The 24,221-nt window shown below is 70.3% G+C and carries 26 protein-coding genes and 1 tRNA gene; 23 read left to right on the forward strand and 4 right to left on the reverse strand.

Annotated features, from left to right (window positions below; all coding sequences use genetic code 11):
- The first annotated feature begins 99 nt into the window (after positions 1–99).
- The 20 genes from RR1_RS02185 to RR1_RS02280 all read left to right on the forward strand — a co-directional run bounded on the left by RR1_RS02185 (position 100) and on the right by RR1_RS02280 (position 19,740).
- A complete protein-coding gene (locus RR1_RS02185) occupies positions 100–1,257 on the forward strand; it encodes a hypothetical protein (protein ID WP_010836385.1) in 1,158 nt (385 codons plus the stop codon).
- A complete protein-coding gene (locus RR1_RS02190) occupies positions 1,254–2,249 on the forward strand; it encodes an HAD-IIA family hydrolase (protein ID WP_010836384.1) in 996 nt (331 codons plus the stop codon). The genes RR1_RS02185 and RR1_RS02190 overlap by 4 nt, the downstream gene beginning before the upstream one ends.
- 52 nt (positions 2,250–2,301) lie before the next feature.
- A complete protein-coding gene (locus tag RR1_RS02195) occupies positions 2,302–2,550 on the forward strand; it encodes a hypothetical protein (RefSeq protein ID WP_040772033.1) in 249 nt (82 codons plus the stop codon).
- A 1-nt stretch (position 2,551) separates the two neighbouring features.
- Complete coding sequence (locus tag RR1_RS02200; protein ID WP_010836382.1) at positions 2,552–3,385, forward strand: TlyA family RNA methyltransferase; 834 nt, start codon at positions 2,552–2,554, stop codon at positions 3,383–3,385.
- Positions 3,382–4,320 (forward strand): NAD kinase, encoded by a 939-nt coding sequence (locus RR1_RS02205; RefSeq protein ID WP_010836381.1) that lies wholly within the window; start codon positions 3,382–3,384, stop codon positions 4,318–4,320. The genes RR1_RS02200 and RR1_RS02205 overlap by 4 nt, the downstream gene beginning before the upstream one ends.
- Before the next feature lie 2 nt (positions 4,321–4,322).
- A complete protein-coding gene (recN, locus tag RR1_RS02210; protein ID WP_040772069.1) occupies positions 4,323–6,101 on the forward strand; it encodes a DNA repair protein RecN in 1,779 nt (592 codons plus the stop codon).
- A 97-nt stretch (positions 6,102–6,198) separates the two neighbouring features.
- The gene (steA, locus tag RR1_RS02215; protein WP_040772068.1) at positions 6,199–7,383 is read left to right on the forward strand and encodes a putative cytokinetic ring protein SteA; all 1,185 of its coding nucleotides are present in this window, start codon (positions 6,199–6,201) and stop codon (positions 7,381–7,383) included.
- Positions 7,380–8,336 (forward strand): copper transporter, encoded by a 957-nt coding sequence (locus tag RR1_RS02220; RefSeq protein ID WP_010836378.1) that lies wholly within the window; start codon positions 7,380–7,382, stop codon positions 8,334–8,336. Before steA ends, RR1_RS02220 begins: the two co-directional genes overlap by 4 nt.
- A gap of 207 nt (positions 8,337–8,543) precedes the next feature.
- Positions 8,544–10,331, forward strand: coding sequence for a CTP synthase (pyrG, locus tag RR1_RS02225; RefSeq protein ID WP_010836377.1), 1,788 nt, complete (start codon positions 8,544–8,546; stop codon positions 10,329–10,331).
- Entirely contained in the window at positions 10,328–10,981 is a 654-nt protein-coding gene (locus RR1_RS02230; protein WP_010836376.1) for an NUDIX domain-containing protein, read from the forward strand. The genes pyrG and RR1_RS02230 overlap by 4 nt, the downstream gene beginning before the upstream one ends.
- A gap of 64 nt (positions 10,982–11,045) precedes the next feature.
- The gene (gene xerD, locus RR1_RS02235; protein ID WP_040772067.1) at positions 11,046–11,963 is read left to right on the forward strand and encodes a site-specific tyrosine recombinase XerD; all 918 of its coding nucleotides are present in this window, start codon (positions 11,046–11,048) and stop codon (positions 11,961–11,963) included.
- A 212-nt stretch (positions 11,964–12,175) separates the two neighbouring features.
- Positions 12,176–13,228, forward strand: coding sequence for a ParA family protein (locus tag RR1_RS02240; protein ID WP_371836772.1), 1,053 nt, complete (start codon positions 12,176–12,178; stop codon positions 13,226–13,228).
- Between the two features lie 2 nt (positions 13,229–13,230).
- Positions 13,231–14,049 (forward strand): segregation and condensation protein A, encoded by an 819-nt coding sequence (locus RR1_RS02245; protein ID WP_010836373.1) that lies wholly within the window; start codon positions 13,231–13,233, stop codon positions 14,047–14,049.
- Positions 14,046–14,801, forward strand: a complete 756-nt coding sequence (gene scpB / locus RR1_RS02250) for an SMC-Scp complex subunit ScpB (protein WP_010836372.1) — start codon at positions 14,046–14,048, stop codon at positions 14,799–14,801. The genes RR1_RS02245 and scpB overlap by 4 nt, the downstream gene beginning before the upstream one ends.
- A gap of 37 nt (positions 14,802–14,838) precedes the next feature.
- Positions 14,839–16,050: a pseudouridine synthase gene (locus RR1_RS22755; RefSeq protein ID WP_238558895.1), complete on the forward strand. Its 1,212-nt coding sequence runs from the start codon at positions 14,839–14,841 to the stop codon at positions 16,048–16,050.
- A 23-nt stretch (positions 16,051–16,073) separates the two neighbouring features.
- A complete protein-coding gene (cmk, locus tag RR1_RS02260) occupies positions 16,074–16,736 on the forward strand; it encodes a (d)CMP kinase (protein ID WP_371836773.1) in 663 nt (220 codons plus the stop codon).
- Positions 16,733–18,175 (forward strand): ribosome biogenesis GTPase Der, encoded by a 1,443-nt coding sequence (gene der / locus RR1_RS02265; RefSeq protein ID WP_010836368.1) that lies wholly within the window; start codon positions 16,733–16,735, stop codon positions 18,173–18,175. Before cmk ends, der begins: the two co-directional genes overlap by 4 nt.
- A gap of 160 nt (positions 18,176–18,335) precedes the next feature.
- Positions 18,336–18,409, forward strand: a tRNA-Pro gene (locus RR1_RS02270).
- Positions 18,410–18,743: 334 nt separating this feature from the next.
- Entirely contained in the window at positions 18,744–18,971 is a 228-nt protein-coding gene (locus RR1_RS23070; RefSeq protein WP_010836367.1) for a CGNR zinc finger domain-containing protein, read from the forward strand.
- 31 nt (positions 18,972–19,002) lie between these two features.
- Entirely contained in the window at positions 19,003–19,740 is a 738-nt protein-coding gene (locus RR1_RS02280; protein ID WP_010836366.1) for an NIPSNAP family protein, read from the forward strand.
- On the opposite strand, the gene RR1_RS22760 is transcribed toward RR1_RS02280, so the two are convergent.
- The 3 genes from RR1_RS22760 to RR1_RS02290 are packed head-to-tail and all read right to left on the reverse strand — an operon-like array spanning position 19,737 to position 21,057.
- Positions 19,737–19,865: a hypothetical protein gene (locus tag RR1_RS22760; protein ID WP_010836365.1), complete on the reverse strand. Its 129-nt coding sequence runs from the start codon at positions 19,863–19,865 to the stop codon at positions 19,737–19,739. The two genes, RR1_RS02280 and RR1_RS22760, sit on opposite strands and share 4 nt — an antisense overlap.
- A complete protein-coding gene (locus RR1_RS02285; protein WP_010836364.1) occupies positions 19,862–20,605 on the reverse strand; it encodes a VOC family protein in 744 nt (247 codons plus the stop codon). The genes RR1_RS22760 and RR1_RS02285 overlap by 4 nt, the downstream gene beginning before the upstream one ends.
- A complete protein-coding gene (locus RR1_RS02290; RefSeq protein ID WP_010836363.1) occupies positions 20,602–21,057 on the reverse strand; it encodes a DUF1801 domain-containing protein in 456 nt (151 codons plus the stop codon). The genes RR1_RS02285 and RR1_RS02290 overlap by 4 nt, the downstream gene beginning before the upstream one ends.
- Positions 21,058–21,164: 107 nt before the next feature.
- Here RR1_RS02290 and RR1_RS02295 point away from each other — a divergent pair, with 107 nt between their 5' ends.
- Both RR1_RS02295 and RR1_RS02300 read left to right on the forward strand, forming a co-directional pair.
- Positions 21,165–21,596 carry a helix-turn-helix transcriptional regulator gene (locus tag RR1_RS02295; RefSeq protein ID WP_040772030.1) on the forward strand — a complete coding sequence of 144 codons (432 nt, stop codon included), beginning with the start codon at positions 21,165–21,167 and terminating at the stop codon, positions 21,594–21,596.
- 10 nt (positions 21,597–21,606) lie between these two features.
- Entirely contained in the window at positions 21,607–22,011 is a 405-nt protein-coding gene (locus RR1_RS02300; RefSeq protein WP_010836361.1) for a VOC family protein, read from the forward strand.
- Here the strand turns inward: RR1_RS02300 and RR1_RS02305 are convergent.
- A complete protein-coding gene (locus tag RR1_RS02305) occupies positions 22,008–22,964 on the reverse strand; it encodes a helix-turn-helix transcriptional regulator (RefSeq protein ID WP_040772064.1) in 957 nt (318 codons plus the stop codon). The two genes, RR1_RS02300 and RR1_RS02305, sit on opposite strands and share 4 nt — an antisense overlap.
- Positions 22,965–23,026: 62 nt before the next feature.
- Between RR1_RS02305 and RR1_RS02310 the strand changes: the two genes are divergently transcribed.
- Positions 23,027–24,193, forward strand: coding sequence for an epoxide hydrolase family protein (locus RR1_RS02310; protein ID WP_010836359.1), 1,167 nt, complete (start codon positions 23,027–23,029; stop codon positions 24,191–24,193).
- Positions 24,194–24,221 lie beyond the last annotated feature (28 nt).

Consider the following 24,221-nt stretch of genomic DNA (forward strand, 5'->3'; position numbering starts at 1 on the left):
CACGTTCGGGCCCCGGAGGACTCCGGCGGCCGGCGATACCCGGTGATCGTCGACCAGGTGTGGATACGCTGGTGACGATTCCCCCCGAAAGGAACGACAGTGTCGGAGAGCAATGAGGGCCGCCGCTCTTTCCGTCGTGACGGCGGAACACGCGGCGGCCGACCCGGTGGCCAGGACGGCCCCGGACGTACGCCCCGTGGTGGCACCGGCGACGACCGACGCGGCGGCCGCGACGACCGACGCGACCACGAACGACGTGACGAACGCCGAGGCCGGGACGACCGTGGTGAACGTGGCGGCGAACGCCGCGGGGACGATCGGCGCCCTCAGGGCGATCGCCGTCCCGCCGAGCGGCGCGGCGGTCCCCGCAGCGGTGATCGCGATGCCCGCGGACCGCGTGGTGACCGCGACGAGCGGCCGCGCTTCGGTGATCGGGGTCCGCGGGACGATCGCAGGACTCGTGGCGATCGGGGCGGTCGCGACGAGCGGCCCGGAGACGGTGCGCACCAGCAGCACCGTCGTCGCGGCGGGGAGGGTGCATACCTCCCGCGCGCGACCGGTGAGGAGCGCAGCTCCGCGCGTCCGGACGAACCCGATCTCCCCGACGACGTGCAGCCGAGCGATCTCGACGGGGCCGTCCGCCGGGATCTGCTGAGCCTCGACAAGCGCAACGCCGAGGCCGTCGCACGGCATCTCGTGATGGCGAGCCGCCTCCTCGAGGACGATCCGCGTGCAGCTCTCGCTCACGCACGTGCAGCACGGGGCAGGGCCGGACGGATCGCGGTGGTGCGTGAGACGGCGGGCGTCGTCGCCTACCACGCCGGCGAGTGGGCCGAAGCGCTCTCCGAACTGCGCGCCGCACGACGGATGTCCGGCGGCGCCGGGCTCCTCGCGGTGATGGCGGACGCCGAACGCGGCCTCGGCCGACCCGAACGCGCGATCGAACTCGGTCGCAGCGACGAGGCGGCCGCACTGACCGGCGACGATGCGTCGGAGCTGCGGATCGTCGTCGCGGGTGCGCGAATGGATCTCGGCCAGTACGACCAGGCCGTCGTGACGCTGCAGACGCCGGACCTCGATCCAGAACGCACCGGAACGCCAGCGGCCCGGCTGTTCTACGCCTACGCCGACGCCCTCGCGGCGGCCGGTCGTACCGCGGACGCACTGACGTGGTTCCTCAACTCCGCCGCCGCGGACGTCGAGAACGACACCGACGCGGAGGAGAGGGTCGCCGAGCTCGGCGGAGGCGACGAGTGAGAACGCCGGGGCTGCGCTCCGGCTACGACGCTCTGCTGCTCGATCTCGACGGCACGCTCTATCGCGGGCCGGACGAGATCCCGGGCGCACGTGACGCCGTCGTCGGTGGTGACGAGCGGTTGCTCTACGTCACGAACAACGCGAGCAGGGCGCCGGAGACCGTTGCGGGACAGCTCGTCTCGCTCGGCTTCCCCGCGCAACCCGCGGACGTCGTCACGAGTGCGCAGGTGGCCGCGGCGATGCTCGCGGAGCGCGTCCCGGCCGGGACGGCTGTCCTGGTGGTCGGTGCGGAGGCACTCGCGGCCGAGATCGACGCCGTCGGCCTCGTCCCGGTGCGGTCGTTCGACGACGGGCCGGGCGCCGTGGTGCAGGGCCACTCGCCGGACACGGGCTGGCGGATCCTCGCAGAGGCGACTCTCGCGATCCGCGCCGGTGCGCTGTGGGTCGCGACCAACGTCGATTCGACGCTGCCGACCGAGCGTGGCGTCGTGCTGGGCAACGGGTCGATGGTCGCGGCGGTCAGCTCGGCGACGGGCGCACGTCCGCTCGTCGCGGGGAAGCCCGCGACGCCCATCATGACCGAGGCGGTGCGGCGCGCGGGCGCCACACGGCCGCTGGTCGTGGGCGACCGGCTCGACACCGACATCGCCGGTGCCTGCGCCGCCGACATGGATTCGCTGCTGGTACTCACCGGCGTCAGTACGCTCGGCGACCTGCTGTCGGCGTCGCCGTCGGAGCGGCCGACTCACCTGGCGGCGACGCTCGAGGCACTGGACGCGTCCGCGGAGAGTTCGCGCATCGGCGCGGGCGACGGCATCGACGTGCAGGTCCGCGACGGCGAGATCGTGGTCTCGGCGTCGCGGGACGTCGACGACGTCGCACTGGTCAGAGCCATCGTGCCCGCACTGTGGGAACACGGAGTGGGCACTCCCGTCCGCGGTGAGGGCGCTGCGTCGACTGCGGGCGAGGTCGTCGCACGTCTGTTCGCGTGACGGCGTGGCGGGTGTGTGCGGCTGTCGGAACGATGGTCTAGCGTTGGTCCCGATGAGCACCGCCATTCCACGTCCGGGCGAGCACCTCCCCGGCGCCGCCGCAGTCGATCCCGCCGAAGTAGAAGAGCGGATCGACGGATTGCTCACGCGCCTCGACGGGATCGCCGAGCACGCCGCGACGAATCGGAGCGAATCCCACGACCCCGCAGCGGTCGTCGAGGTGCTCGGCGCGCAGGCTCGGCTGTTCGAGGAGGCGCACGACGTCCTCACGGACGCGCTCGCGTCGGTGGACAAGGTCTAGCGTGGCCCGACGCGCACGTGTCGACGCCGAACTGGTGCGTCGCGGACTCGCACGCTCCCGGGAGCACGCTCGGGAGCTCATCGACGCCGGACGCGTCCTCATCTCCGGGACCACGGCGACGAAGCCAGCGACGGCGATCGAGGCCGGGACCCCGCTGCGCGTCGTCGAGGTGTCCGACGAGATCGCGTGGGCCTCGCGCGGCGCGCACAAGCTGCTCGGTGCCCTCGACGAGTTCGTCCCGCGCGGCCTGACCGTCTCCGGTCGCCGCTGTCTCGACGCGGGAGCGTCGACGGGCGGATTCACCGACGTGCTGCTCCATCGCGGCGCACAGGAGGTCGTCGCGGTCGACGTCGGCTACGGCCAGCTCGTGTGGCGGCTCCGGTCCGACGACCGGGTCCGTGTCCACGACCGCACCAACGTTCGTACGCTCGATGCCGAGACCATCGGGGGCCCGGTCGATCTCGTCGTCGCCGACCTGTCCTTCATCTCTCTCGAACTCGTTCTTCCGGCCTTCGTCGCGTGCTGCGCCCCGGGGGCGGATCTGCTGCCGATGGTCAAACCGCAGTTCGAGGTCGGCAAGGACCGCGTCGGCAGCGGCGGCGTCGTTCGCGATCCCGAACTGCGCGCCGGGGCCGTCGTTGCCGTCGCCCGGTCGGCCGCCGCGCACGGCCTCGTCACGAAAGGTGCTGTGGCGAGCCCGCTCCCGGGGCCGTCCGGCAACGTCGAGTACTTTCTCTGGTTGACGGTGCCCGAACGCGACGCCGAGCCGGTGGGCGCGGACGACGAGGCGGTGACGCAGATGATTCACGATGCGGTCGAGGCGGGGCCACGATGACCGTGCCGCAGCGCGAGATTCTGCTCGTCGCGCATCCCCGCCATCGCGATGCGACGGGGACGTCCGAGCGTGTCGCCCGGATCTTCGAGGACGCCGGGATCGGACTGCGTGTCCTGCTCGAGGAGGGCGGCGACAGCGTCGAACCCGTCGACGGTGGCGGCACCGAGCGGCTCTCGTCGCCGGGCTACCCGGTCGAGGTGACCTCGCCGGGCCCCGACGCCGCCCTCGGCTGCGAGATGGTGCTGGTGCTCGGCGGCGACGGGACGTTCCTGCGCGCTGCGGAGATGGCACGGGCGGCGGCGGTGCCCGTCCTCGGAATCAATCTGGGCCACATCGGTTTTCTCGCGGAAGCCGAGGCCGATCATCTGGGCGACGCACTGGGGCAGGTCGTGCGGGGCGAGTACCGACTCGAACAGCGCATGACGCTCGACGTCGCGGTGCGTGTCGACGACGTCGTCGTCGACACCGGGTGGGCGCTCAACGAGGCGAGCCTCGAGAACAGCTCGCGACTCGGCGTGCTCGAGGTCGTGCTCGAGGTGGACGGCCGTCCCGTCTCCTCGTTCGGTTGCGACGGCGTGCTGGTCGCGTCGCCGACCGGGTCGACGGCGTACGCGTTCTCGGCGGGCGGCCCGATCGTGTGGCCAGAACTCGAGGCGTTGCTCGTCGTGCCGAGCAACGCACACGCCCTGTTCGCGCGTCCGCTCGTCACGAGTCCCGAGAGCGTCATCGCCGTGGAGACGTTGCGCGGCAGCCACGACGGACTGGTGTTCTGCGACGGCCGCCGGACGCTCGAGCTGCCCGCGGGCGGGCGACTCGAGGTCGTCCGCAGCGCGCATCCCATGCAGTGGGTTCGGCTGGACTCCGCGCCGTTCGCCGACAGGATGGTGCGCAAGTTCGATCTGCCCGTGACCGGGTGGCGGGGGAGGAGACGCTGACGATGCTGGCAGAGATCCGGATCGACGGCCTGGGGGCGATCTCCTCGGCCGGGGCACAGTTCCACGAAGGGCTCACCGTCGTCACCGGCGAGACCGGTGCGGGCAAGACGATGGTCGTCACGAGCCTTCACCTGCTCAGCGGTGCGCGCGCGGACGCGGGCAGGGTGCGCGTCGGGGCCGATCGCGCCGTCGTCGAGGGTCGGTTCGCGACCGACGGGCTCGCCGAATCGGTCGCGGCGGAGATGTCCACGCTGCTGTCGGACGCCGGCGCGCAGAGCGACGACGACGGCACCGTCATCGCCGTCCGGACGGTCTCCGGCGACGGCCGGTCGCGTGCCCATCTCGGCGGGCGGAGCGTGCCGGCGGCGACGCTGTCCGCGTTCACCGCGCCGCTGCTCACGGTGCACGGCCAGAACGACCAGCTGCGGCTGCTGCGCTCGGATCAGCAGCGTGCGGCGCTCGACCGGTTCGCCGACTCGACGGTCTCCTCCGTCCTCGCCCGCTACCGCCGTCACCGCAGTGCCTGGCTCGCGGCGCGCTCCGAACTGCTCGACCGGACGTCCCGGGCACGCGAACTGGCGCAGGAAGCGGACCGGCTGTCGTTCGCGCTCGACGAGATCGACCGCGCTGCACCCGAGCCGGGCGAGGACGTCGCGATCGTCGCCGAGGTGCGCCGGCTCGGGGACCTCGATTCGCTCCGGACGGACGCCGAATCGGCGCAGGCCGCGCTGAGTGGCACCGACGAGCTCGACGGCGCCGAGGTCGCGGTTCCGTCCGCGCTCGAACTGCTCGGCGACGCGAGGGCCCGGGTCGCCGCGTCGAGCGACCCGGCGCTCTCGGTCCTCGCGGGCCGGCTCGACGACGCCGTCGCGGTCGTCACCGACGTCGCGTCGGAACTGACGGGCTACCTCGACGGCCTGCCGTCCGATCCCGACTCCCTCGAAACGCTGCTCGCGCGCCAGGCCGAGCTCAAGGCCCTCACCCGCAAGTACGCCGCCGATGTCGACGGTGTCCTCGCGTGGGCCCACGACGCCCGTGAGCGGCTCTCCTCGCTCGACGTCTCGTCCGACGCGCTCGCCGAGCTCGAGGCGACCGTCACGGCCGAGGCGAGTGCCACGGCCGACGCCGCCCGCGCTCTGACGGCGGCGCGAGTGAAGGCGGCCCGCAAGCTCGCGAAGGCCGTGAGCGCCGAGCTCGCCGGGCTCGCGATGGGCCGCGCCGTGCTCGAGGTCCAGGTGCGGCCGCGGGTCGCGGCCGCGGGCGACAGCGCCCCCCTCGACCTGGACGGAACCCTCGTGCACGCCGGTGCGTCCGGTGTCGACGACGTCGAGTTCCGGCTCTCGGCGCACTCCGGTGCGCAGCCCCTGCCGCTCGGCAAGAGCGCGTCGGGCGGTGAACTCTCGCGCGTCATGCTCGCCCTCGAAGTCGTGCTCGCAGGATCGGATTCGGGAGCGACGATGGTGTTCGACGAGGTCGACGCCGGCGTCGGCGGCCGCGCCGCCGTCGAGATCGGCAAACGTCTCGCACGCCTCGCGCGGACCCACCAGGTCATCGTCGTCACCCATCTCCCGCAGGTCGCGGCCTTCGCCGACACTCATCTCGTCGTCGACAAGTCCGACGCGAAAGGCATCGTGAGCAGCGGGGTGCGGGCGCTCGACACCGGTGAGCGCGTCGTCGAACTCGCGCGGATGCTCGCGGGGCTCGACGAGACCGAGACGGGCCGCGCACACGCCGAGGAGTTGCTCGAAACCGCACAGGCGGAGCGCGCCGCGGCGTCGTGACGTGGCTCTCTCGGCCGCCCACCCGTCGATCGGAGTGGCCGAATCCCGTCGGCGCGCCTCCACGGACTCGCTCGGCCATCGGGTCATTCTTGAAGGCATGAAGCTGCCCGGCCTGCTTTCCCGCACCACCGAGACCCTGCCCGGACTCTCCGGGATAGCCAGGGTCGACCGCAACACCGCGAAACTTCTCAAACGAGTCGGACCTGGAGACATCGTCGTCCTCGACGAGATCGACCTCGACCGGATCACGGCCGACACGCTCGTCGCCGCCGGAGTCCACGCGGTCGTCGACGCATCGCCGTCGATCTCGGGGCGGTACCCGAATCTCGGGCCCGAGGTGCTCGTCGCGAACGGCATCGTCCTCGTCGACGACGTCGGGCCCGAGGCGCTCACGAAGGTCAAGGACGGCAGCAAGATCCGGCTCCACGACGGCGTCGTCTACAGCAAGGACAAAGAGCTCGCCCGCGGCACCGAGCAGACCGAGGCGGAGATCTCGGACCGGATGATCGAGGCCAAGACCGGGCTCGTCGATCACCTCGAGGCGTTCTCGGGCAACACGATCGAATTCATCCGCACCGAGAGCGCACTGCTCATCGACGGCATCGGCGTTCCCGACGTCGAGCTGGACATGCGGGGGCGGCACGTCGTCGTGGTCGACGACGGCCCCGACCACGAGATCGATCTCAAGAACCTCAAGCCGTTCGTCAAGGAGTACTCGCCGATCCTCGTCGGCGTCGACGGCGGTGCGGACGCGCTCGTCAAGGCCGGTTATCGTCCCGATCTCATCGTCGCCGACCCCGACAAGGTGCGGACGACGACGCTCAAATCGGGTGCGGAGGTGGTGCTTCCCGCGGATCCGGACGGTCACGCACCCGGGCTCGAGCGCATCCAGGATCTCGGGATCGGTGCGATGACGTTCCCGGCCTCGGGCAAGCCGTCCGAGCTCGCGCTGCTGCTCGTCGAACATCACGGGGCGAGCCTGATCGTGACGGTCGGCAACGTCTTCTCGCTCGACGAGTTCTTCGACCGCGCGCATCGCGAGGACAACCCGTCGGCCTTCCTGACGCGGCTCAAGACCGGCCCGAAGCTCGTCGACGCCAAGGCCGTCGCGACCCTGTACCGCAGTCGGGTGTCCGGCGCGGCGATCGCGCTGCTCGTGCTCGCTGTCCTCGTCGCGGTCGTGGTGGCGCTCATGGCGTCGAACGCGGGCGTCGAGGTGATCGACTGGCTCACGGCGGCCTGGAACAGCGCCGTGGAGTGGGCACAGGGGCTCGTGCAGTGATCACGATGCGCCAGCACGCGATCTCGATCGCCGCGATCTTCCTCGCGCTCGCGATCGGCATCGTTCTCGGTTCGGGCCTGCTCTCGAACGGGCTCGTCGCGGGACTGCGCGACGACAAGGCCGACCTCGGCCGCCAGCTCGACGCCGCGCAGGAGGAGACGAACCGGCTCAACGAACAACTCGGTGCCGCCGACGGATTCGACGCGGCGGTCGCGGGACGCGTCGTTCGCGACACGCTCGCGGAGCGTTCCGTCCTGCTCGTGACGACACCCGACACCGATCCCGGCGACGTCGACGGCGTCACCCGGACGATCGAGGCCGCGGGCGGTGCGGTGTCCGGGCGGATCGCGCTCACCGACGAGTTCGTCGACGCGCGCTCGGGCGACCGGCTGCGGACGGTCGTGAACAACGTCGTGCCCGCGGGCGTGAGCCTCGGCACCGGTGCGGTCGATCAGGGCAGCATGGCCGGCGACCTGCTCGGCTCGGTGCTCGTCGCACCCGCCGACGCTCCCGGCCCGCCCGCGACGGCGGAGGAGCGTGCGCTCGCGCTCGATGCGCTGCGCGGGGGCGGCTTCCTGAGCTACGAGGGTGGCGACGTCGTGCCCGGTCAGGCGGCCGTCGTCGTCACCGGTGGGCAGTCTCCGGAGGAGGCCGAGGCGCCGACGGGCAATCGTGGTGCCGTCGTCGCACGGTTCGCCGCGGCGCTCGACGCGCGCGGCGGCGGTGTCGTCCTCGCGGGTGGTTCCGGAGCGGCGCAGGGCAACGGTGCCATCGCGGTCGCCCGCGCCGACGCCGCACTTGCTGCCGCGGTGACCACGGTCGACGACGTCGACCGCGAGTCGGGCCGCATCACCGTTCCGCTCGCACTCGCCGAGCAACTGGGTGGGGGCGCCGGCCGCTACGGGACCGGTCCGGGAGCGTCCGCCGTGACGGTGGGCGCGGCGCAGGGCTGAGACCGGATCCACGGACACCGAGCAGGACGCGACGACGGCGACCGTGACGAGTACCACGCTCCAGAGGTGGCGAACTGGGCGTATCGTGGCGGTCCCGCCGTGTGTCCGTGCCGGTCACGGCGATCTCGTGTTACCGTGAAGTCCCGTGGGTCGCAGGCCCAGAAGAGTTTCCACAAGCCACGTCTGCACAGTCGCACGGGAGCCCCTTTGTCACAGTCACGCATTCATTCGCGTACGGACACCAAGCACATCTTCGTCAGCGGCGGCGTCGCGTCGTCGCTCGGCAAGGGCCTGACGGCCTCGAGCCTCGGCCAGCTGCTCACCGCACGCGGTATGCGGGTGACGATGCAGAAGCTCGATCCCTACCTCAACGTCGATCCCGGAACGATGAACCCGTTCCAGCACGGCGAGGTCTTCGTCACCGAGGACGGCGCCGAGACGGATCTCGACGTCGGTCACTACGAGCGGTTCCTCGACCGTGACCTCTCGGGTCAGGCGAACGTCACGACGGGTCAGGTGTACTCGACCGTCATCGCGAAGGAGCGCCGCGGCGAGTATCTCGGCGACACCGTGCAGGTCATTCCGCACATCACCGACGAGATCAAGAGCCGGATCCTCGCGATGGGCGAGCCCGACCGCGAGGGCATCCGGCCGGACGTCGTCATCACCGAGATCGGTGGCACCGTCGGCGACATCGAGTCGCAGCCCTTCCTCGAGGCCGCCCGCCAGGTGCGTCACGACGTCGGCCGCGACAACGTCTTCTTCCTGCACGTCTCGCTCGTGCCGTATCTCGCGCCGTCCGGCGAGCTCAAGACGAAGCCGACGCAGCACTCCGTCGCCGCGCTCCGGAGCATCGGCATCCAGCCCGACGCGCTGATCCTGCGTTGCGACCGCGACGTGCCGCAGTCGCTCAAGAGCAAGATCGCGCTGATGTGCGACGTCGACGTCGACGGGTGCATCTCGTGCCCCGACGCGCCGTCGATCTACGACATCCCGAAGGTGCTGCACAGCGAGGGTCTCGACGCGTACGTCGTGCGTCAGCTCGGACTGCCGTTCCGCGACGTCGACTGGACGGTGTGGGGCAATCTGCTCGAGCGCGTCCATCAGCCGCGCGAGACGGTGAAGATCGCGCTCGTCGGCAAGTACGTCGACCTCCCGGACGCCTATCTCTCCGTGACCGAGGCGCTGCGTGCGGGCGGCTTCGGCAACCGCGCGAAGGTCGAGGTCGTGTGGGTGCGCTCGGACGACGTCGAGACTCCCGCCGGCGCTGCCGCGCATCTCGCGGACGTCGACGGCATCCTCGTGCCCGGCGGCTTCGGTATCCGCGGCATCGAAGGCAAGGTCGGTGCGATCCGGTACGCCCGTGCGCGCAGGATCCCGCTCCTCGGGCTGTGTCTCGGTCTGCAGTGCGTCGTGATCGAGGCGGCGCGCAGCGTCGGGCTGGACGACGCCAACTCCACCGAGTTCGAGCCCGACACCACGCATCCCGTGATCTCGACGATGGCCGACCAGGAGGACGTCGTCGCCGGTGAAGCCGATCTCGGCGGCACGATGCGACTCGGTGCGTACCCCGCGACGCTCGCGAAGGGCTCCGTCGTCGCCCGTGCCTACGGGGCCGAGCAGGTCTCCGAACGCCACCGTCATCGGTACGAGGTCAACAACACCTACCGCGCCCGAATCGAGAAGAGCGGACTGCGTTTCAGCGGTACGTCGCCCGACGGGCATCTCGTCGAGTTCGTCGAGTACGCGCAGGACGAGCACCCGTTCCTCGTAGCGACGCAGGCGCATCCGGAACTCAAGAGCCGCCCGACCCGCCCGCACCCGCTGTTCGCGGCGTTCGTCGCGGCAGCGTTGACGTACAAGTTCGAGGAGCGGCTGCCGGTCGACGTCCACGGTGACGACGCCCAGAGCCCCGCGCCGGCCGAGACCGACGCTCGCGGCGACGATCTCGCGGCGACCGGGGCGGGAGACGTCGGGGAGACGGCGGACGCGTGAGCACACCGGGCGAGCACGACTTCGAGGTTCTCACGTCGGAGACCGTCTACTCGGGTGCGATTCTCGCGCTCCGGCTCGACCGGATCGCCATGCCCGGCGGGCGGACAGCGGAACGCGAGACGGTCGAGCACTACGGGGCCGTCGCGATCGTCGCCGTCGACGACGACGATCGCGTCGTGCTCGTCCACCAGTACCGCGCGCCGATCGGCCGGCGGCTGTGGGAGCTGCCGGCGGGTCTGCTCGACGAAGCGGGGGAGGATCCGCTCGAGGCAGCGCGACGGGAGTTGCGTGAGGAGACGGGCCTCGAGGCACGCGACTGGTCGGTGCTCGTGGACGTCGCGTCGTCCCCGGGATTCACCGACGAGGCGGTGCGGGTGTTTCTCGCCCGCGATCTCGTGGACGTCGGGCGCCCGCCCGCGCAGGACGAGGAAGCCGATCTGACTCTCCGGCGTGTCGCCGCCCGCGAGACCGTCGAGATGTCGCTCGCCGGTGAGATAGTCAACGCGACGGCCGTCGCGGGCCTGATGGCGTACGCGGCGGCACGAGATCTCGATCCCGGCCGGTTGCGGTCGCCGAACGCGCCGTGGCGTGACCGCCCGACCCGGTTCGCGCGCCGCCGCGAAGCGGAACGCGACCCGGACGGCGACTGACGAGCGGAGAGGTGGCTGCGTGTCCGAATCGGTCGTGGCCCGCGCCGCCGACGGCGACGCGGTCCTGCAGGGCGATCCGGTGGGCACCTACCTCGACCACCTGACCGTCGAACGCGGGTCCGCACGCAACACGGTCGCGTCCTACCGTCGTGATCTCGGCCGGTACGCGGAGTTCCTCACCGAACGCGGCATCCACGATCTCGAACGCGTCGCCGAACCCGACGTGACCGAGTTCGTGCTCGCGTTGCGACGCGGAGATCCCGAACGGCAGCGCCCGCCGCTCGCGGCGAGTTCGGCCGCGCGTGCGCTCATCGCCGTTCGGGGACTGCACCGGTTCGCGGCCGCGGAGGGGCTCGTACGGGTCGACGTCGCGAAGAACGTCCGGCCGCCGTCGCCCGCCCGGCGGCTGCCCAAGGCGCTGCCGGTCGACGACGTGCTCCGACTCGTCGAATCGGTCGGCGGTGCCGACGCGGGCCCTCGCGGCCTGCGCGATCGTGCGCTGCTCGAGGTGCTGTACTCGACGGGGGCCCGGATCTCCGAGGCCACGGGCCTCGACGTCGACGACATCGACACCCGCGGCCGATCCGTCCTGCTGCGCGGCAAGGGCGGCAAACAGCGCATGGTTCCGGTCGGCGGCCCCGCGATCGCCGCGCTCGACGCCTATCTCGTGCGCGGACGGCCCGCGCTGATCTCGCGTGCGACTCCCGCGCTGTTCCTCAACGTGCGCGGCGGGCGGCTGTCGCGGCAGAGCGCGTGGCAGGTGCTGCAGGACGCCGCGCGTGCCGCGGGGATCACGGCGGACGTCTCGCCGCACACGCTGCGGCACTCGTTCGCGACACATCTGCTCGAGGGCGGCGCGGACGTCCGTGTGGTGCAGGAGATGCTCGGCCACGCCTCGGTCACGACGACGCAGATCTACACGCTCGTGACCATCGGCTCACTGCGAGAGGTGTGGGCGGAGGCCCACCCCCGCGCTCGTTGAGCGTGCGTGTCGGCCCACGGAAGGTCGTGACGACGATGTAGCGTTCTCATAACGTCCTGGACGCGCCCGAGCGCGCACGACCACGTCTCACCGGGGTGGACAGCACCCGGCGAGGCAGAAGCAAGGAACGATCGATCGAGCAGGGAGCGGACGACGTGACGACACCGCAGTTCTCGGCGGGGGAGCCACCGTCACCGCGATCGGAGGGTGAGATGTTCGACGCCGGTCGATTCGACATCCGCGGGCGGTTCGCCGGTGCCCGAGACACTCCGGCCCCGGAGGCAGCCGAGCCGGGAGACCCCGTGGTCGCCGCCGTTCCCGAACCCGACGAGCGCGACGCCCCCGAGGTGGACGTCCCCGAACTGGACGGCGCCGACTCCGACGGCCCCGAGCCGGCCGCCGCGTCCGAGCCCGCTGCGGGCGAACCCGTGATCGGCCCGACGGGCCGTCCACTGCGCGACATCCCCGAGCCGGCCCCGCTGTCGTCGCACGGTCCCGCCCGGATCATCGCCATGTGCAACCAGAAGGGCGGCGTCGGCAAGACGACCTCGACGATCAACCTCGGTGCATCGCTCGCCGAGTACGGACGTCGCGTGTTGCTCGTCGACCTCGACCCCCAGGGTGCGCTGTCGGCCGGTCTCGGCGTCGCGCACCACGATCTCGAGCTCACCGTCCACAATCTGCTCGTCGGCTCCGACGTGTCGGTCGACGACGTCCTGCTCCGGACCCGCGTCGACGGGATGGACCTGCTTCCCAGCAACATCGATCTCTCCGCCGCGGAGATCCAGCTGGTCACCGAGGTGGGCCGCGAACAGACTCTCGGCCGCGTGCTCTACCCCGTCCTCGACCGGTACGACTACGTGCTGGTCGACTGCCAGCCGTCGCTCGGTCTGCTCAGCGTCAACGCCCTCGCCTGCGCCGATTCGGTCGTCATCCCGATGGAGTGCGAGTTCTTCAGCCTCCGGGGGCTCGCGCTGCTCAACGACACCGTCGACAAGGTGAAGGCGCGGCTGAATCCGAAGCTCGAGCTCGGCGGTATCGTCGTCACGATGTTCGACGCGCGCACACTGCACGCCCGCGAAGTGATGGCCCGAGTCGTCGAGGTCTTCGGCGACCTCGTCTACGACACGGTCGTCAACCGCACCGTGCGCTTCCCCGAGACCTCTGTCGCAGGCGAGCCGATCACGACATGGGCACCGAAGTCCGTCGGTGCCGAGTCGTATCGCGCACTCGCGCGCGAAGTGATCCATCGCAGCGGCCGGTAGGGGTGAGCGCACCCGCCGCGGAGCACGAGAACCCCGACCACGACGACGCCTTCCGGGTCTCGCTCGGCAACTTCGAGGGCCCGTTCGACCTGCTCCTGCAACTGATCACGCAGCGTGAGCTCGACGTCACCGAGGTGGCGTTGCACAAGGTCACCGACGAGTTCATCGCCTACACCAAGCGGCTCGGGACGCAACTCGGGCTCGATCGCACGACGGAGTTCCTCGTCGTCGCCGCGACACTGCTCGATCTCAAGGCCGCGCGGCTGCTGCCGGCGGGCGAGGTCGAGGACGCCGAGGACCTCGCGTTGCTCGAAGCACGCGACCTGCTGTTCGCACGGATCCTCCAGTACCGCGCGTACAAGCAGGTCGCGGCGCTCTTCGCCGAACTCGAGGCCGCCGCCCTGCGCCGGTATCCGCGGTCGGTCGCCCTCGAAGAACGCTTCACGACGCTCCTGCCCGAGGTCCTGCTCGGTGTCGATCCGCAGCGGTTCGCCGAGATCGCGGCGACGGCACTCGGGCCGAAGCCCGTGCCGACGGTCGGGCTCGCTCACCTGCACGTCGCGAAGGTCTCCGTGCCCGAGCAGGCCGCCCTCGTCCTCGCGAGGCTGCGCGAGCGCGGTGTGGGCGAGTGGATCGGCTTCGCCGATCTCGTCGACGACTGCGAGTCGACGGTGCACATCGTCGCGCGATTCCTCGGCCTGCTGGAGTTGTATCGCGAGCGGGCGCTCGCGTTCGAGCAGCCCGAGCCGCTCGGATCGCTCCTCGTGAGCTGGACCGGAGAGGACGTCGACGCGCCCGCCACGGAGGAGGACTACGGATGAGCGAGAACCCCGACACCGAACTCGAGGGCCCAGAACCCGAGGGCCCTGAACTCGAGGCCGGACCGGAACTCGGCGGCGTTTCCGAACTCGAGGCGGAATCGGGACTCGAGGACGGGGTCGAACTCGACGACGAGCGTCTCGCTGCGGTCCTCGAGTCGCTGCTGCTCGTCGTCGACACCCCCGCGTCCGACGAGCAGCTCGCCGAGGCGACGGCGACGCCGGTCGCGCGCGTCCGCGAGCAACTCGAACGCATGGCGGCCGAGCTCACGGCGCGCGGCAGCGGCATCGACCTTCGGTACGCTGGAGACGGCTGGCGGTACTACACCCGCGCCGAGTTCGCCCCGTACGTCGAGAAGTTGCTGCAGGGCGGAGCGCGCTCGAAGCTCACACGTGCGGCACTCGAGACTCTCGCCGTGGTCGCGTACCGGCAGCCGTTGACTCGTGCCCGCATCAGTGCGGTGCGCGGAGTCAACGTCGACGGCGTCGTACGGACGTTGCTCACTCGTGGTCTGCTCGCGGAATCGGGCACGGATCGCGAGAGCGGAGCGACTCTGTACGTCACCACCGAGCTGTTCCTCGAACGGCTCGGTCTCGCGTCGTTGGCCGACCTCCCGGACCTCGCGCCGATGCTTCCCGATGTGGACGTCATCGACGAACTCACCGAGAGTGTCGAGTCCGACGCGCGGTTTGCGAGAATGAACAAGGCGCCCACCTCGGTCGCCGAGATCGACACCGACCTCGGCGACGACTGAACCTCACGGCGCCGCGACATCGGATTCGACAGGAAAAATGAACAGACCCGCTCGCCGAGACGGCACACCGGACAACACACGCAGCGGACGCGGCCACGGCGCGTCCCGAAAGGCGGCACCCGCCAAGCGGACCGCCCAGGGCAGAGGCGCTGCCCCGCACAGGGGCGCTGCCCCCGACCGGGGAACCGGCCAGGGCCGCGGCGCCGCACAGAGTGGAGGCTCCGCACAGGGCAGGGGCACCGGACAAGGCAGGGGCACCGGACAAGGCAGGGGCACCGCACAGGGGAGAGGTACCGGCCAGGGTCGCGACGCTGCTCCCGGTGCCCGCCGTGACGCCGGACGCCCCGGATCCCCCGACGCACCGCGCGGCGGAGCGTCGTCGCAGCTCAACAAGCGTGGCAAGCCCAAGGCGCCGAAGCCCACCCGTTCGGACGCCGGCGTCCCCACGATCAGCAATGCGAAGCCCGCGCGCAATCAGCACGCGGGAAAGAAGCCGCGCGGCGGCCACGAGCACGGAGACGGCGTGCGCCTGCAGAAGGTGCTCGCACAGGCCGGCGTCGCGTCGCGTCGCGCCGCAGAGAACCTCATCGAGCAGGGCCGCGTCGAGGTCGACGACCGCATCGTCACCTCGCAGGGGCTTCGGATCGACCCCGAGAACGCGGTCGTGCGGGTCGACGGCGTGCGTGTCGTCGTGCAGAAGGACCTCGTGCACATCGCACTGAACAAGCCGCGCGGCTGGCAGTCGACCATGTCCGACGACCTCGGCCGCCCGTGCGTCGGAGACATCGTCTCCGAGCGCGTCGCGGCCGGGCAGCGGCTGTTCCATGTCGGGCGGCTCGACGCCGACACCGAGGGACTGCTCCTGCTCACCAACGACGGCGACCTCGCTCACCGCCTCATGCATCCGTCGTTCGAGGTGTCGAAGACCTACCTCGCGACGGTCTCGGGTCATCTCGCGAAGGGCGTGAGCAAGAAGCTCCGCGACGGAATCGAGCTCGAGGACGGACCCGCGAAGGTCGATGCGTTCACGTTGCTCGATGTGAACGAGGGCAAGTCGCTCGTGCGGGTGAGCCTGCACGAGGGCCGCAAGCACATCGTGCGTCGGCTCTTCGACGCCGTCGGCTACCCCGTCGTCCGGCTCGTTCGTACCGACGTCGGTGCGGTCGCGCTGGGCGATCAGCGACCCGGCACCCTCCGGGTCCTCGGCCGCGGCGAGGTCGGCGGCCTCTACAAGGCGGTGGGGCTGTGACCGCCTCGGCACTGTCCGTCGCGATGGATGGACCGTCGGGCACGGGTAAGTCGAGCGTGTCCCGTGCCCTCGCCCGCCGGCTCGGCGCCCGCTATCTCGACACCGGCGCGATGTACCGGATGGCGACGCTCGCGGTGCTGCGCACGGGCGTCGATCTCGCCGATCCGGTCGCGATCGCCGATGCCGCGGCGGCCCTGCCGCTGTCGATCGGCACCGACCCGGCAGCAGAGGCAGTGACGCTCGACGGCGAGGACGTCGGCGACGAGATCCGTGGCGCCCGCGTCACCGCCGCGGTGTCCGCGGTGTCCGCGGTCCCCGCCGTGCGGGACGTGCTCGTCGACGCGCAGCGCCGGATCGCGAAGGACGCGGCGCGGATCGTCGTCGAAGGACGCGACATCGGCACCGTCGTGCTGCCGGACGCCGACGTGAAGATCTACCTCACGGCGTCGGCGGCCGCACGGGCACAGCGCCGCAACCTGCAGAACATCACCGAAGGCCGCGGCGACGACTACGCGGGCGTGCTCGCCGACGTCGAGCGCCGCGACCACCTCGACTCGACCCGTGCAGTGTCGCCACTGCGGCCCGCGGACGACGCGGTCACCGTCGACACGAGCGAACTCGGTATCGAGGCCGTGATCGACCGGCTCGTCGCGGTCGTCACCGAACGAACAGGAGAGAGCGCGTGAGCGAGGAGTTCACCACCGAGACCGGCGACTGGGCCGACGGCACGTGGAGCGAGGAAGCCGACTGGGATCTCGCCGAGTTCGACGGTGACGAGGACGGCGGTGCGCCCGGCGCGCCGATGCCCACCCTCGCGATCGTCGGACGCCCGAACGTGGGCAAGTCGACGCTCGTGAACCGCATCATCGGCCGCCGCGAGGCAGTCGTCGAGGACGTCCCCGGCGTCACGCGCGACCGCGTGTCGTACGAGGCGAACTGGAGCGGCCGGTCGTTCATGGTGCAGGACACCGGCGGCTGGGAGCCCGACGCGAAGGGCTTGCAGCAGTCCGTCGCGCGCCAGGCGGCGCTCGCGATGGAGTCGGCCGATGCGATCGTCGTCGTCGTCGACGCCGTCGTCGGTGCCACCGCCACCGACGAGGCCGTCGCGAAGATTCTGCGCCGCAGCAAGACTCCCGTCGTGCTCGTCGCGAACAAGGTCGACGATCAGCGGATGGAGGCCGAGGCCGCGTCGCTGTGGAACCTCGGCCTCGGCGAGCCGTATCCGGTCTCGGCCATCCACGGCCGCGGCACGGGCGACCTGCTCGACAAGATCCTCGAGGTCCTGCCCGAGACGCCGCGCGAGCGGCTCGGATCGGTCGGCGGGCCGCGGCGCGTCGCGCTCGTGGGCAAGCCGAACGTCGGCAAGTCGAGTCTGCTCAACAAGCTCTCGGGCGACGAGCGGTCCGTCGTGCACAACGTCGCCGGCACGACCGTCGATCCGGTGGACACCGTCGTCGACCTCGGCGGGCGGCCGTGGCGTTTCGTCGACACCGCGGGACTGCGGCGCAAGGTCGCGCACGCGAGCGGCGCCGAGTTCTACGCGTCGCTGCGCACCAAGAGCGCGATCGAGGCCGCCGAGGTCGCGATCCTGCTCATCGATGCGTCGCAACCGATCTCGGAGCAGGACCTACGGGTGCTGAGCATGGTGGCCGACGCGGGCCGTGCGCTCGTCATCGCGTTCAACAAGTGGGACCTCGTCGACGAGGACCGGCGTCATCAGCTCGAGCGGGAGATCGACCGCGACCTGCAGCGGGTGCCGTGGGCGCAGCGCGTCAACATCTCGGCGCAGACGGGCCGCGCGGTGCAGCGACTCGTGCCCGCGATGGACACCGCCCTCGAGTCGTGGGACAAGCGGATCTCCACGGGCCGGCTCAACAACTGGCTCAAGGAGGTCGTGGCCGCGACTCCGCCGCCGATGCGCGGTGGCAGGCTGCCTCGTATCCTCTTCGCGACCCAGGCCGGAACCCGGCCGCCGACGTTCGTCCTCTTCACCACCGGTTTCCTCGAGGCGGGCTACCGCCGCTTCCTCGAACGCCGGCTGCGCGAGGAGTTCAACTTCGACGGCAGCCCCGTCCGCATCTCGGTGCGCGTGCGCGAGAAGCGGGATCGTCGAAACAAGAAGTGACCCCACTGCCGTCGGGGCGCACTGTCACAGTGTGTGCATCGAGCGCACACGATGTCACATCGCGCCCCGGCGGTGAGGGTGGGTGGTGTGCTGACCAGGCGATTCGCGTTCGATGCGCACGCTGATGTAATCTCATCGAGCGCCCGAACGCGGGCGTGGACGGGCTGTGGCGCAGCTTGGTAGCGCACCTGACTGGGGGTCAGGTGGTCGCAGGTTCAAATCCTGTCAGCCCGACCGAGAGGTCCCGGAAACTCGAGGGTTTCCGGGACTTTTTCTGTAGGTGGATGTGATCCGGTCATCGAAAAGCCATCACTTCGACGCCACGCGGCCCTCTCGGGCCCTCGTGCTCCGGTCAAGCCCAGGGCACATGGCGCACCTGGACGCGATGACCTGATTGCTCCGTGAGACGGTGGACCGAAGCTTCGCTCCGACCGCCAGGCACCAGAACCCGCACGTGGATGCCTTTCGCTCACGTCTCTGCACGCTCACGTCTCTGCATGCTCAGGAGCTGTCGACTTCGGCTACGAGGTGACTGCGGCGACCGTAATCCGACGCTGGCCGGCCAGGGGTGGACAACAGGGTTCGTGTCGCCCGGATCGGGGCGTCGGCGATCGATCTGCTCACCGGGCCGCGACTCGACCGCTCACGGGAGTGCCCCGGTTGCGGCTGGCTCTTCATCGGCGGCAGCCGCAATCGCAGCCGCAGATTGTTCTCGATGGAGACCTGCGGCAATCGCAGCAAGGATCGCCGCCAGCAGAACCGGGCAAGGGGCGTTAGCATGCGAACCGTTCCCTGACATCGAAGTGATTCCGAGAGAGTGTGTAACCGTGGCGATTGCACTCCCGTTCCAGGACTGCCCGATCATCGAGGTACGCCGCTACACCTTGCATCCGGGCCTACGGCAGCAACTCCTCGACGTGTTCGAGCGCCACCTCATCGAACCTCAGGAAGCGGTCGGCATGACGGTCGGCGGCACCTTCACCGACGATGACGACCCGAACGTCTTCACCTGGCTGCGGGGTTTCGCCGATCACGAGTCCCGCCGAAAGTCGTTGGAAGACTTCTACCACGGGCCCATCTGGGCCGAGCACCGCGATCGAGCCAACGCGACGATGGTGAGCAGCGACGACGTACTGCTGCTGCGCCCCACCGCGCCGCCACGCCGCCCGGCACCCGCCGTCGAGCGCGGCTCCGAAGACGATCGACCACGGAAAGAGCGTGCGCTCCTGGGGTCGTTCGGCGTGGCGTCCGATCACGACGAGAGCTGGTGGACCAGCACCGGACTCCGTGCCCTGGAGGACCGACTCGGCGTCGTGGTGTCGGCGTGGCGAACGGACCCGACACCCAACCTGTTCCCGGCGCTCCCCGTCCGTGAGGACCGCGCTGTTTCTTGGCTCGCGGTGTTCGCTGATGCCGCCGACCGGTCAGCGGCATCAGCCCGGCTGGACAGCTCCGGCTTCGTTCACGAAATCGAACGGCGTACGTCGTGGTACCGACTGTCTCGACTCACACCCACATCCCGGTCGGCCCATCCCGTCTGCGCACCGTTGTCCGCCGCCACCTAGTGTCTTTGGAGTCGCTCGCGTCGTTCCGCGATGCGGGAGCCGGATTCCTTGCGGGTCATGCGGCGCAGCATGATCGGCGCGAGGATCAGGCCCGCGACCGCCCATCCGGACGAGGGCGCCGTCACTGCGTGACGACGAGCCAGCGGAAGCCGTCGGGGTCGGCGAAAGCCTGTGCTCCCGAGGCGTCCGGGAGCACGTGTCCGCCTGCCGTCGCGGCGGCCGCGAGGAGTCGCTCCGCCTCGGCGGCGGACGTTCGATGCACGAAGGCGACATCGGAGGCCTCGCTCGAGTCGGCGACACCGACGTCCTTGGCGAGTGCAGCACCGGGCATCGAGCACAGTCGCGCCGTGCCTGGTGCCGGGACGAAGTCGATGTACTTGTTGCCGTAGTCGCGATCGGTCTGCATTCCGAGTGAGGTGTAGAACGAGCGTGATGCTGTCGGTTCGCGCACGCCCAGGATCAGACTCGTTTCGATGGGTTTCGGTTCGGACGCCGCACGACCGTTGTCCTTTCGCTTGTCCGAGGCGAGCTTCCACACGAGGCCGTCCGGCGCGCGAAACGTTCCGGAGAACGATCCGAACAGCGCCTTCTTCGCCGGTTTCAGGATCTCGGCTCCTCGGGCGGATGCAGCGCCCGTCACGTCCTCGACCTCCGAAGGCTGATCGAGGACGTAGGTCACGACGACACGGGGAAACCGTGACAGTGGGTGTTCTGCCGAGACGAACTCGACAGTGCCGGTGCCGTGAAGATCCACCGTGGCGCCGTTCCCGACGAGGTCGGCGCCGAGGACGTCCGCGTAGAACTGCGCCGCGGCTGCCGGGTCGGCAACGGGAACACGAAGGCCGTCGGGAGCAGGCCCGGTCACGGCTCCTCCGTTCCTGCTGCGCGCCGCACGATATCGGCGAGCCGATCCCACGCTGCAGCGGTCGGGTCGATCAGTGCGTACGAGGTGGGCCAGAAGCCGCTGTCGTCGTCGAGATCCGCCTGGGTGCTGACACCGAACGTCGAGTAACGCTCCCTGTCCATCTGCCCGCTGCGGAAGAACACGACGACCTTGCCTTTGCGTGCGTATCCGGGCTGGCCGTAGTACAGCTTGGGAGCGAGATCCGGTGCCACGCCGGTCACGATGGCGTGGACCCGCTCGGCCATCTCGCGATCGCCATCGGGCATCTCCTCGATCCTGGCGAGCAGCGCGGATTCGTTGGCCGCCGCCTTCTCGGAGCTTTTCGACTGCTTCGCCTCCGCCTTCAACTCCGCCGCTCGCTCCTTCATCGCGGCCCGCTCCTGAGCGGAGAATCCTCCGGTCTGCCCGGTCATCCGACTGCCCCTTTCCTGCTCACCGATCCGTCCCGCTCACGCTAGACGCGCGGGCACGGTGGCACTTCTCGATTCCTGACCCGTCGGTGGGCTGGCACAATTCGGGTATGACCCGCGCACGGGACCGGACGACGATCGCTGTGATCCGCCGCGTACGCGACCGCATCGATCGTGAGTTCGCGCAGCCCTTGAATGTCGAAGAACTCGCGCGCGGTGCGAACCTGTCGGCCGGACACCTGAGCCGCGAGTTCCGCCGCGTCTACGGCGAATCGCCGTACTCGTATCTCATGACGCGCCGCATCGAGCGGGCGATGACGCTGCTCCGGCGCGGCGATCTCGGTGTCACCGACATCTGTTTCACCGTCGGCTTCTCGTCGCTGGGAACGTTCAGCACCCGGTTCTCGGAACTGGTGGGGATGCCACCGAGCGCCTATCGCGGCGATCCGTCGCATTCCGTGGAAGGGATCCCGCCCTGTCTGGCGCGTCAGTTCACCAGACCGGTCAGGAATCGAGAAGCACCCGGCGGCGGGTCGGCCTAGCGTTCACGGCATGAACATCGACATCCACTACGCGTTCCTGCCCCACACCGATGCGGAGGCCGCGCTCGGCTTCTACCGCGACCTGCTCGGTTTCGAGGTCCGCCAGGACGTCGGTTACGAGGACATGCGCTGGCTCACCGTCGGCCCGGTCGGGAGTTCGACCTCGATCGTGCTGCACCCGCCGGCGGTCGATCCGGGTATCAGCGACGACGAACGCGACACGATTCTGACGCTCATCGACAAGGGCGTCTACGGCGCCGTGACCCTCGCGACCGACGACCTCGACGCGCTTTTCGCGAAGCTGGAGGCGGGTGGGGCCGACGTCGTCCAGGAGCCGACGGACCAGGACTATGGCGTACGGGACTGCGCGTTCCGCGATCCGTCGGGGAACCTGATCCGCGTCAACCAGATCTAGCGCGCCGCGGCGCGCGTCATCCGTTCGCCGGCGGCGGCGCGTGCGGCACGCACCTCGCCGCCCTCGAGCACATCGAACCGGAAGCCCGCGAGCCCGAGGTACAGCGCGAACTCGTCGGGGGAATGCGAGCCGGCTTCGAGGATGCTCGAATTCTCGTCCACCTCGGTCACCGAGGCGACCGTCGCGTCGAAGGACTGCCGGACGACATCGGCGGGAGCATGGACGTGTACGCGTGCCCGAAACGGATACGGCGCCGTCGTGATGCTGTGGGTCGTGAACTGCCGCACCGCATCGTCCGGGATCTGCCGCCGAACGAAATCGGTGTCCTGCGGCACCGCGTGGCGGATGCGGTCGACACGCAGTGTCCGCCACGCGCGTCGCTCGCGATCGAACGCGACGAGATACCACCGCTGCGGCGTGTGGACGATGCGGTACGGCTCCACCACGCGCCGCACCTCGGTGCCGTCGCGGCGGGTGTAGTCGAGGCGGGTCGTGCGCCGCCCGGCGATCGCCGAGGCGATCGTGGTGACGACCGTCAGATCGACGTCGGCCGGCCTCGGGTCGAGCGGCACCATCGACTCCGCGACGTCCTCCACCTGCCGGCGCACCGCCGGCGACAGCGAGCGTTCGAGCTTCGCCAGCGCACGCGCCGCCGCGTCCTCGAGTCCCGTCACGGCGCCGGCCGCTGCTGCCCGCAGCCCGACCGCGATCGCCACCGACTCGTCCGGCGCCAGCGCGAGCGGCGGGAGATTCGCGCCTGCTCCGAGCCGATACCCGCCGTGCCGGCCTCGGACGGCCTCGATGCCGTAACCGAGTTCGCGCAGGTCGTCGATGTCCCGCCGCAGTGTCCGCTCGCTGACCTCCAGGCGCTCACGCAACTCGGCGCCGCTCCACTCCCGTCGTGCCTGCAGTAGCGAGAGCAGTGCGAGGGTGCGACCCGTCGTTCGCGTCATGACATCCATGATGGCCCGGAATCAGGCCGTATTGCGGCCGGAACGGCTGCGACGATCGGGTCGTGACCGACGCCGAGCAGTACCCCGACGTCCATCCCTTCCGTATCGAGATCGCCGACGCCGCGCTGGACGACCTGCGGAGTCGGCTGCGCGACACTCGACTCCCGCCTCCGCTACCGGGTGACGACTGGGACACCGGTGTCCCCGTCGCGGTGCTCGCCGACCTCGTCGACCGCTGGTTGCGTCACGACTGGCGCGCGACCGAGCGGCGACTGAACGCGCTGCCCCAGCTCACGACCCGTATCGACGGCCAGACCGTCCACGCCGTCCACATCCGATCGCCGCACCCGAACGCGACGCCGATCCTGCTGCTGCACGGCTGGCCGGGGTCGTTCCTCGAGTTCGAGGGTCTCATCGGTCCACTCACCGATCCTGTCGCCCACGGCGGCCACGCCGACGATGCGTTCCACGTGGTGATCCCGTCGCACCCCGGATTCGGGTTCTCGACACCGCTCGACGGTCCGGGGTGGACGGTGGAACGTACCGCGTCGGCCTACGCCGAACTCATGACCCGGCTCGGCTACGACAACTTCGCCGTCCACGGTGGCGATCACGGTGCGGCGATCGCACCCGAGATCGCGCGGGCCGTGCCTGATCGCGTGATCGGTGTGCACGTGAACGGTTCGCTCTCGTTCGCCACGGAGGTCGACGACGACACCGCCGCGCGGCTGACGCCGATCGAACGAGATCGGCTGCGGCGCATCGCCGAATTCATGGAGCGCGAGTCCGGATACATCGCGATCCAGAGCACCCGCCCCGGCCTGATCGGTGTGATGACCGCCGACAGCCCGGTGGCCCAGCTGGCATGGATCCACGACAAGCTGCAGGCGTGGACGTATCCGCAGTCCACGCCGGCCCTCGACGTGCTGGGGGAGCAGTTCGTGTTCGACAACGCGTCGCTGTACTGGCTCACCGCGAGCGGCGGGTCCTCGGCGCAGGTCACCTATGCGATGACCGCGGCATGGGGCGCGGCGAAACAGGACTCGGGCGTCCCGACCGCCGTGATCGTCTTCGCACACGACGTCGGCCTGCGGTTCGCGGACGAGAAGGAGCACACCATCGTGCGCTGGACCGACGTCGACGATCGGGGCGGGCACTTCGCGGCCATGGAGGAACCCGTGACGCTCGTCGACGACATCAGAGCCTTCTACGCCTCACTGCGGTCGTGACCGGGTGACGGCCGCACCGTGATGAGCT

Source organism: Rhodococcus rhodnii NBRC 100604 (assembly GCF_001894925.1).
In the GTDB taxonomy this organism is placed as follows: Bacteria; Actinomycetota; Actinomycetes; order Mycobacteriales; family Mycobacteriaceae; genus Rhodococcus_F; species Rhodococcus_F rhodnii.

Bases quoted from the DNA above. Each gene is read 5' to 3' on its own strand.
- RR1_RS02205 (WP_010836381.1), top strand. From the start codon at position 3,382: ATGACCGTGCCGCAGCGCGAGATTCTGCTCGTCGCGCATCCCCGCCAT.
- steA (WP_040772068.1), top strand. From the start codon at position 6,199: ATGAAGCTGCCCGGCCTGCTTTCCCGCACCACCGAGACCCTGCCCGGA.
- RR1_RS02290 (WP_010836363.1), bottom strand. From the start codon at position 21,057: ATGACCGGGCAGACCGGAGGATTCTCCGCTCAGGAGCGGGCCGCGATG.
- RR1_RS02195 (WP_040772033.1), top strand. From the start codon at position 2,302: ATGAGCACCGCCATTCCACGTCCGGGCGAGCACCTCCCCGGCGCCGCC.
- scpB (WP_010836372.1), top strand. From the start codon at position 14,046: ATGAGCGAGAACCCCGACACCGAACTCGAGGGCCCAGAACCCGAGGGC.
- RR1_RS02300 (WP_010836361.1), top strand. From the start codon at position 21,607: ATGAACATCGACATCCACTACGCGTTCCTGCCCCACACCGATGCGGAG.
- RR1_RS02240 (WP_371836772.1), top strand. From the start codon at position 12,176: ATGTTCGACGCCGGTCGATTCGACATCCGCGGGCGGTTCGCCGGTGCC.
- RR1_RS22755 (WP_238558895.1), top strand. From the start codon at position 14,839: ATGAACAGACCCGCTCGCCGAGACGGCACACCGGACAACACACGCAGC.
- RR1_RS02305 (WP_040772064.1), bottom strand. From the start codon at position 22,964: ATGACGCGAACGACGGGTCGCACCCTCGCACTGCTCTCGCTACTGCAG.
- RR1_RS02295 (WP_040772030.1), top strand. From the start codon at position 21,165: ATGACCCGCGCACGGGACCGGACGACGATCGCTGTGATCCGCCGCGTA.
- cmk (WP_371836773.1), top strand. From the start codon at position 16,074: ATGGATGGACCGTCGGGCACGGGTAAGTCGAGCGTGTCCCGTGCCCTC.
- recN (WP_040772069.1), top strand. From the start codon at position 4,323: ATGCTGGCAGAGATCCGGATCGACGGCCTGGGGGCGATCTCCTCGGCC.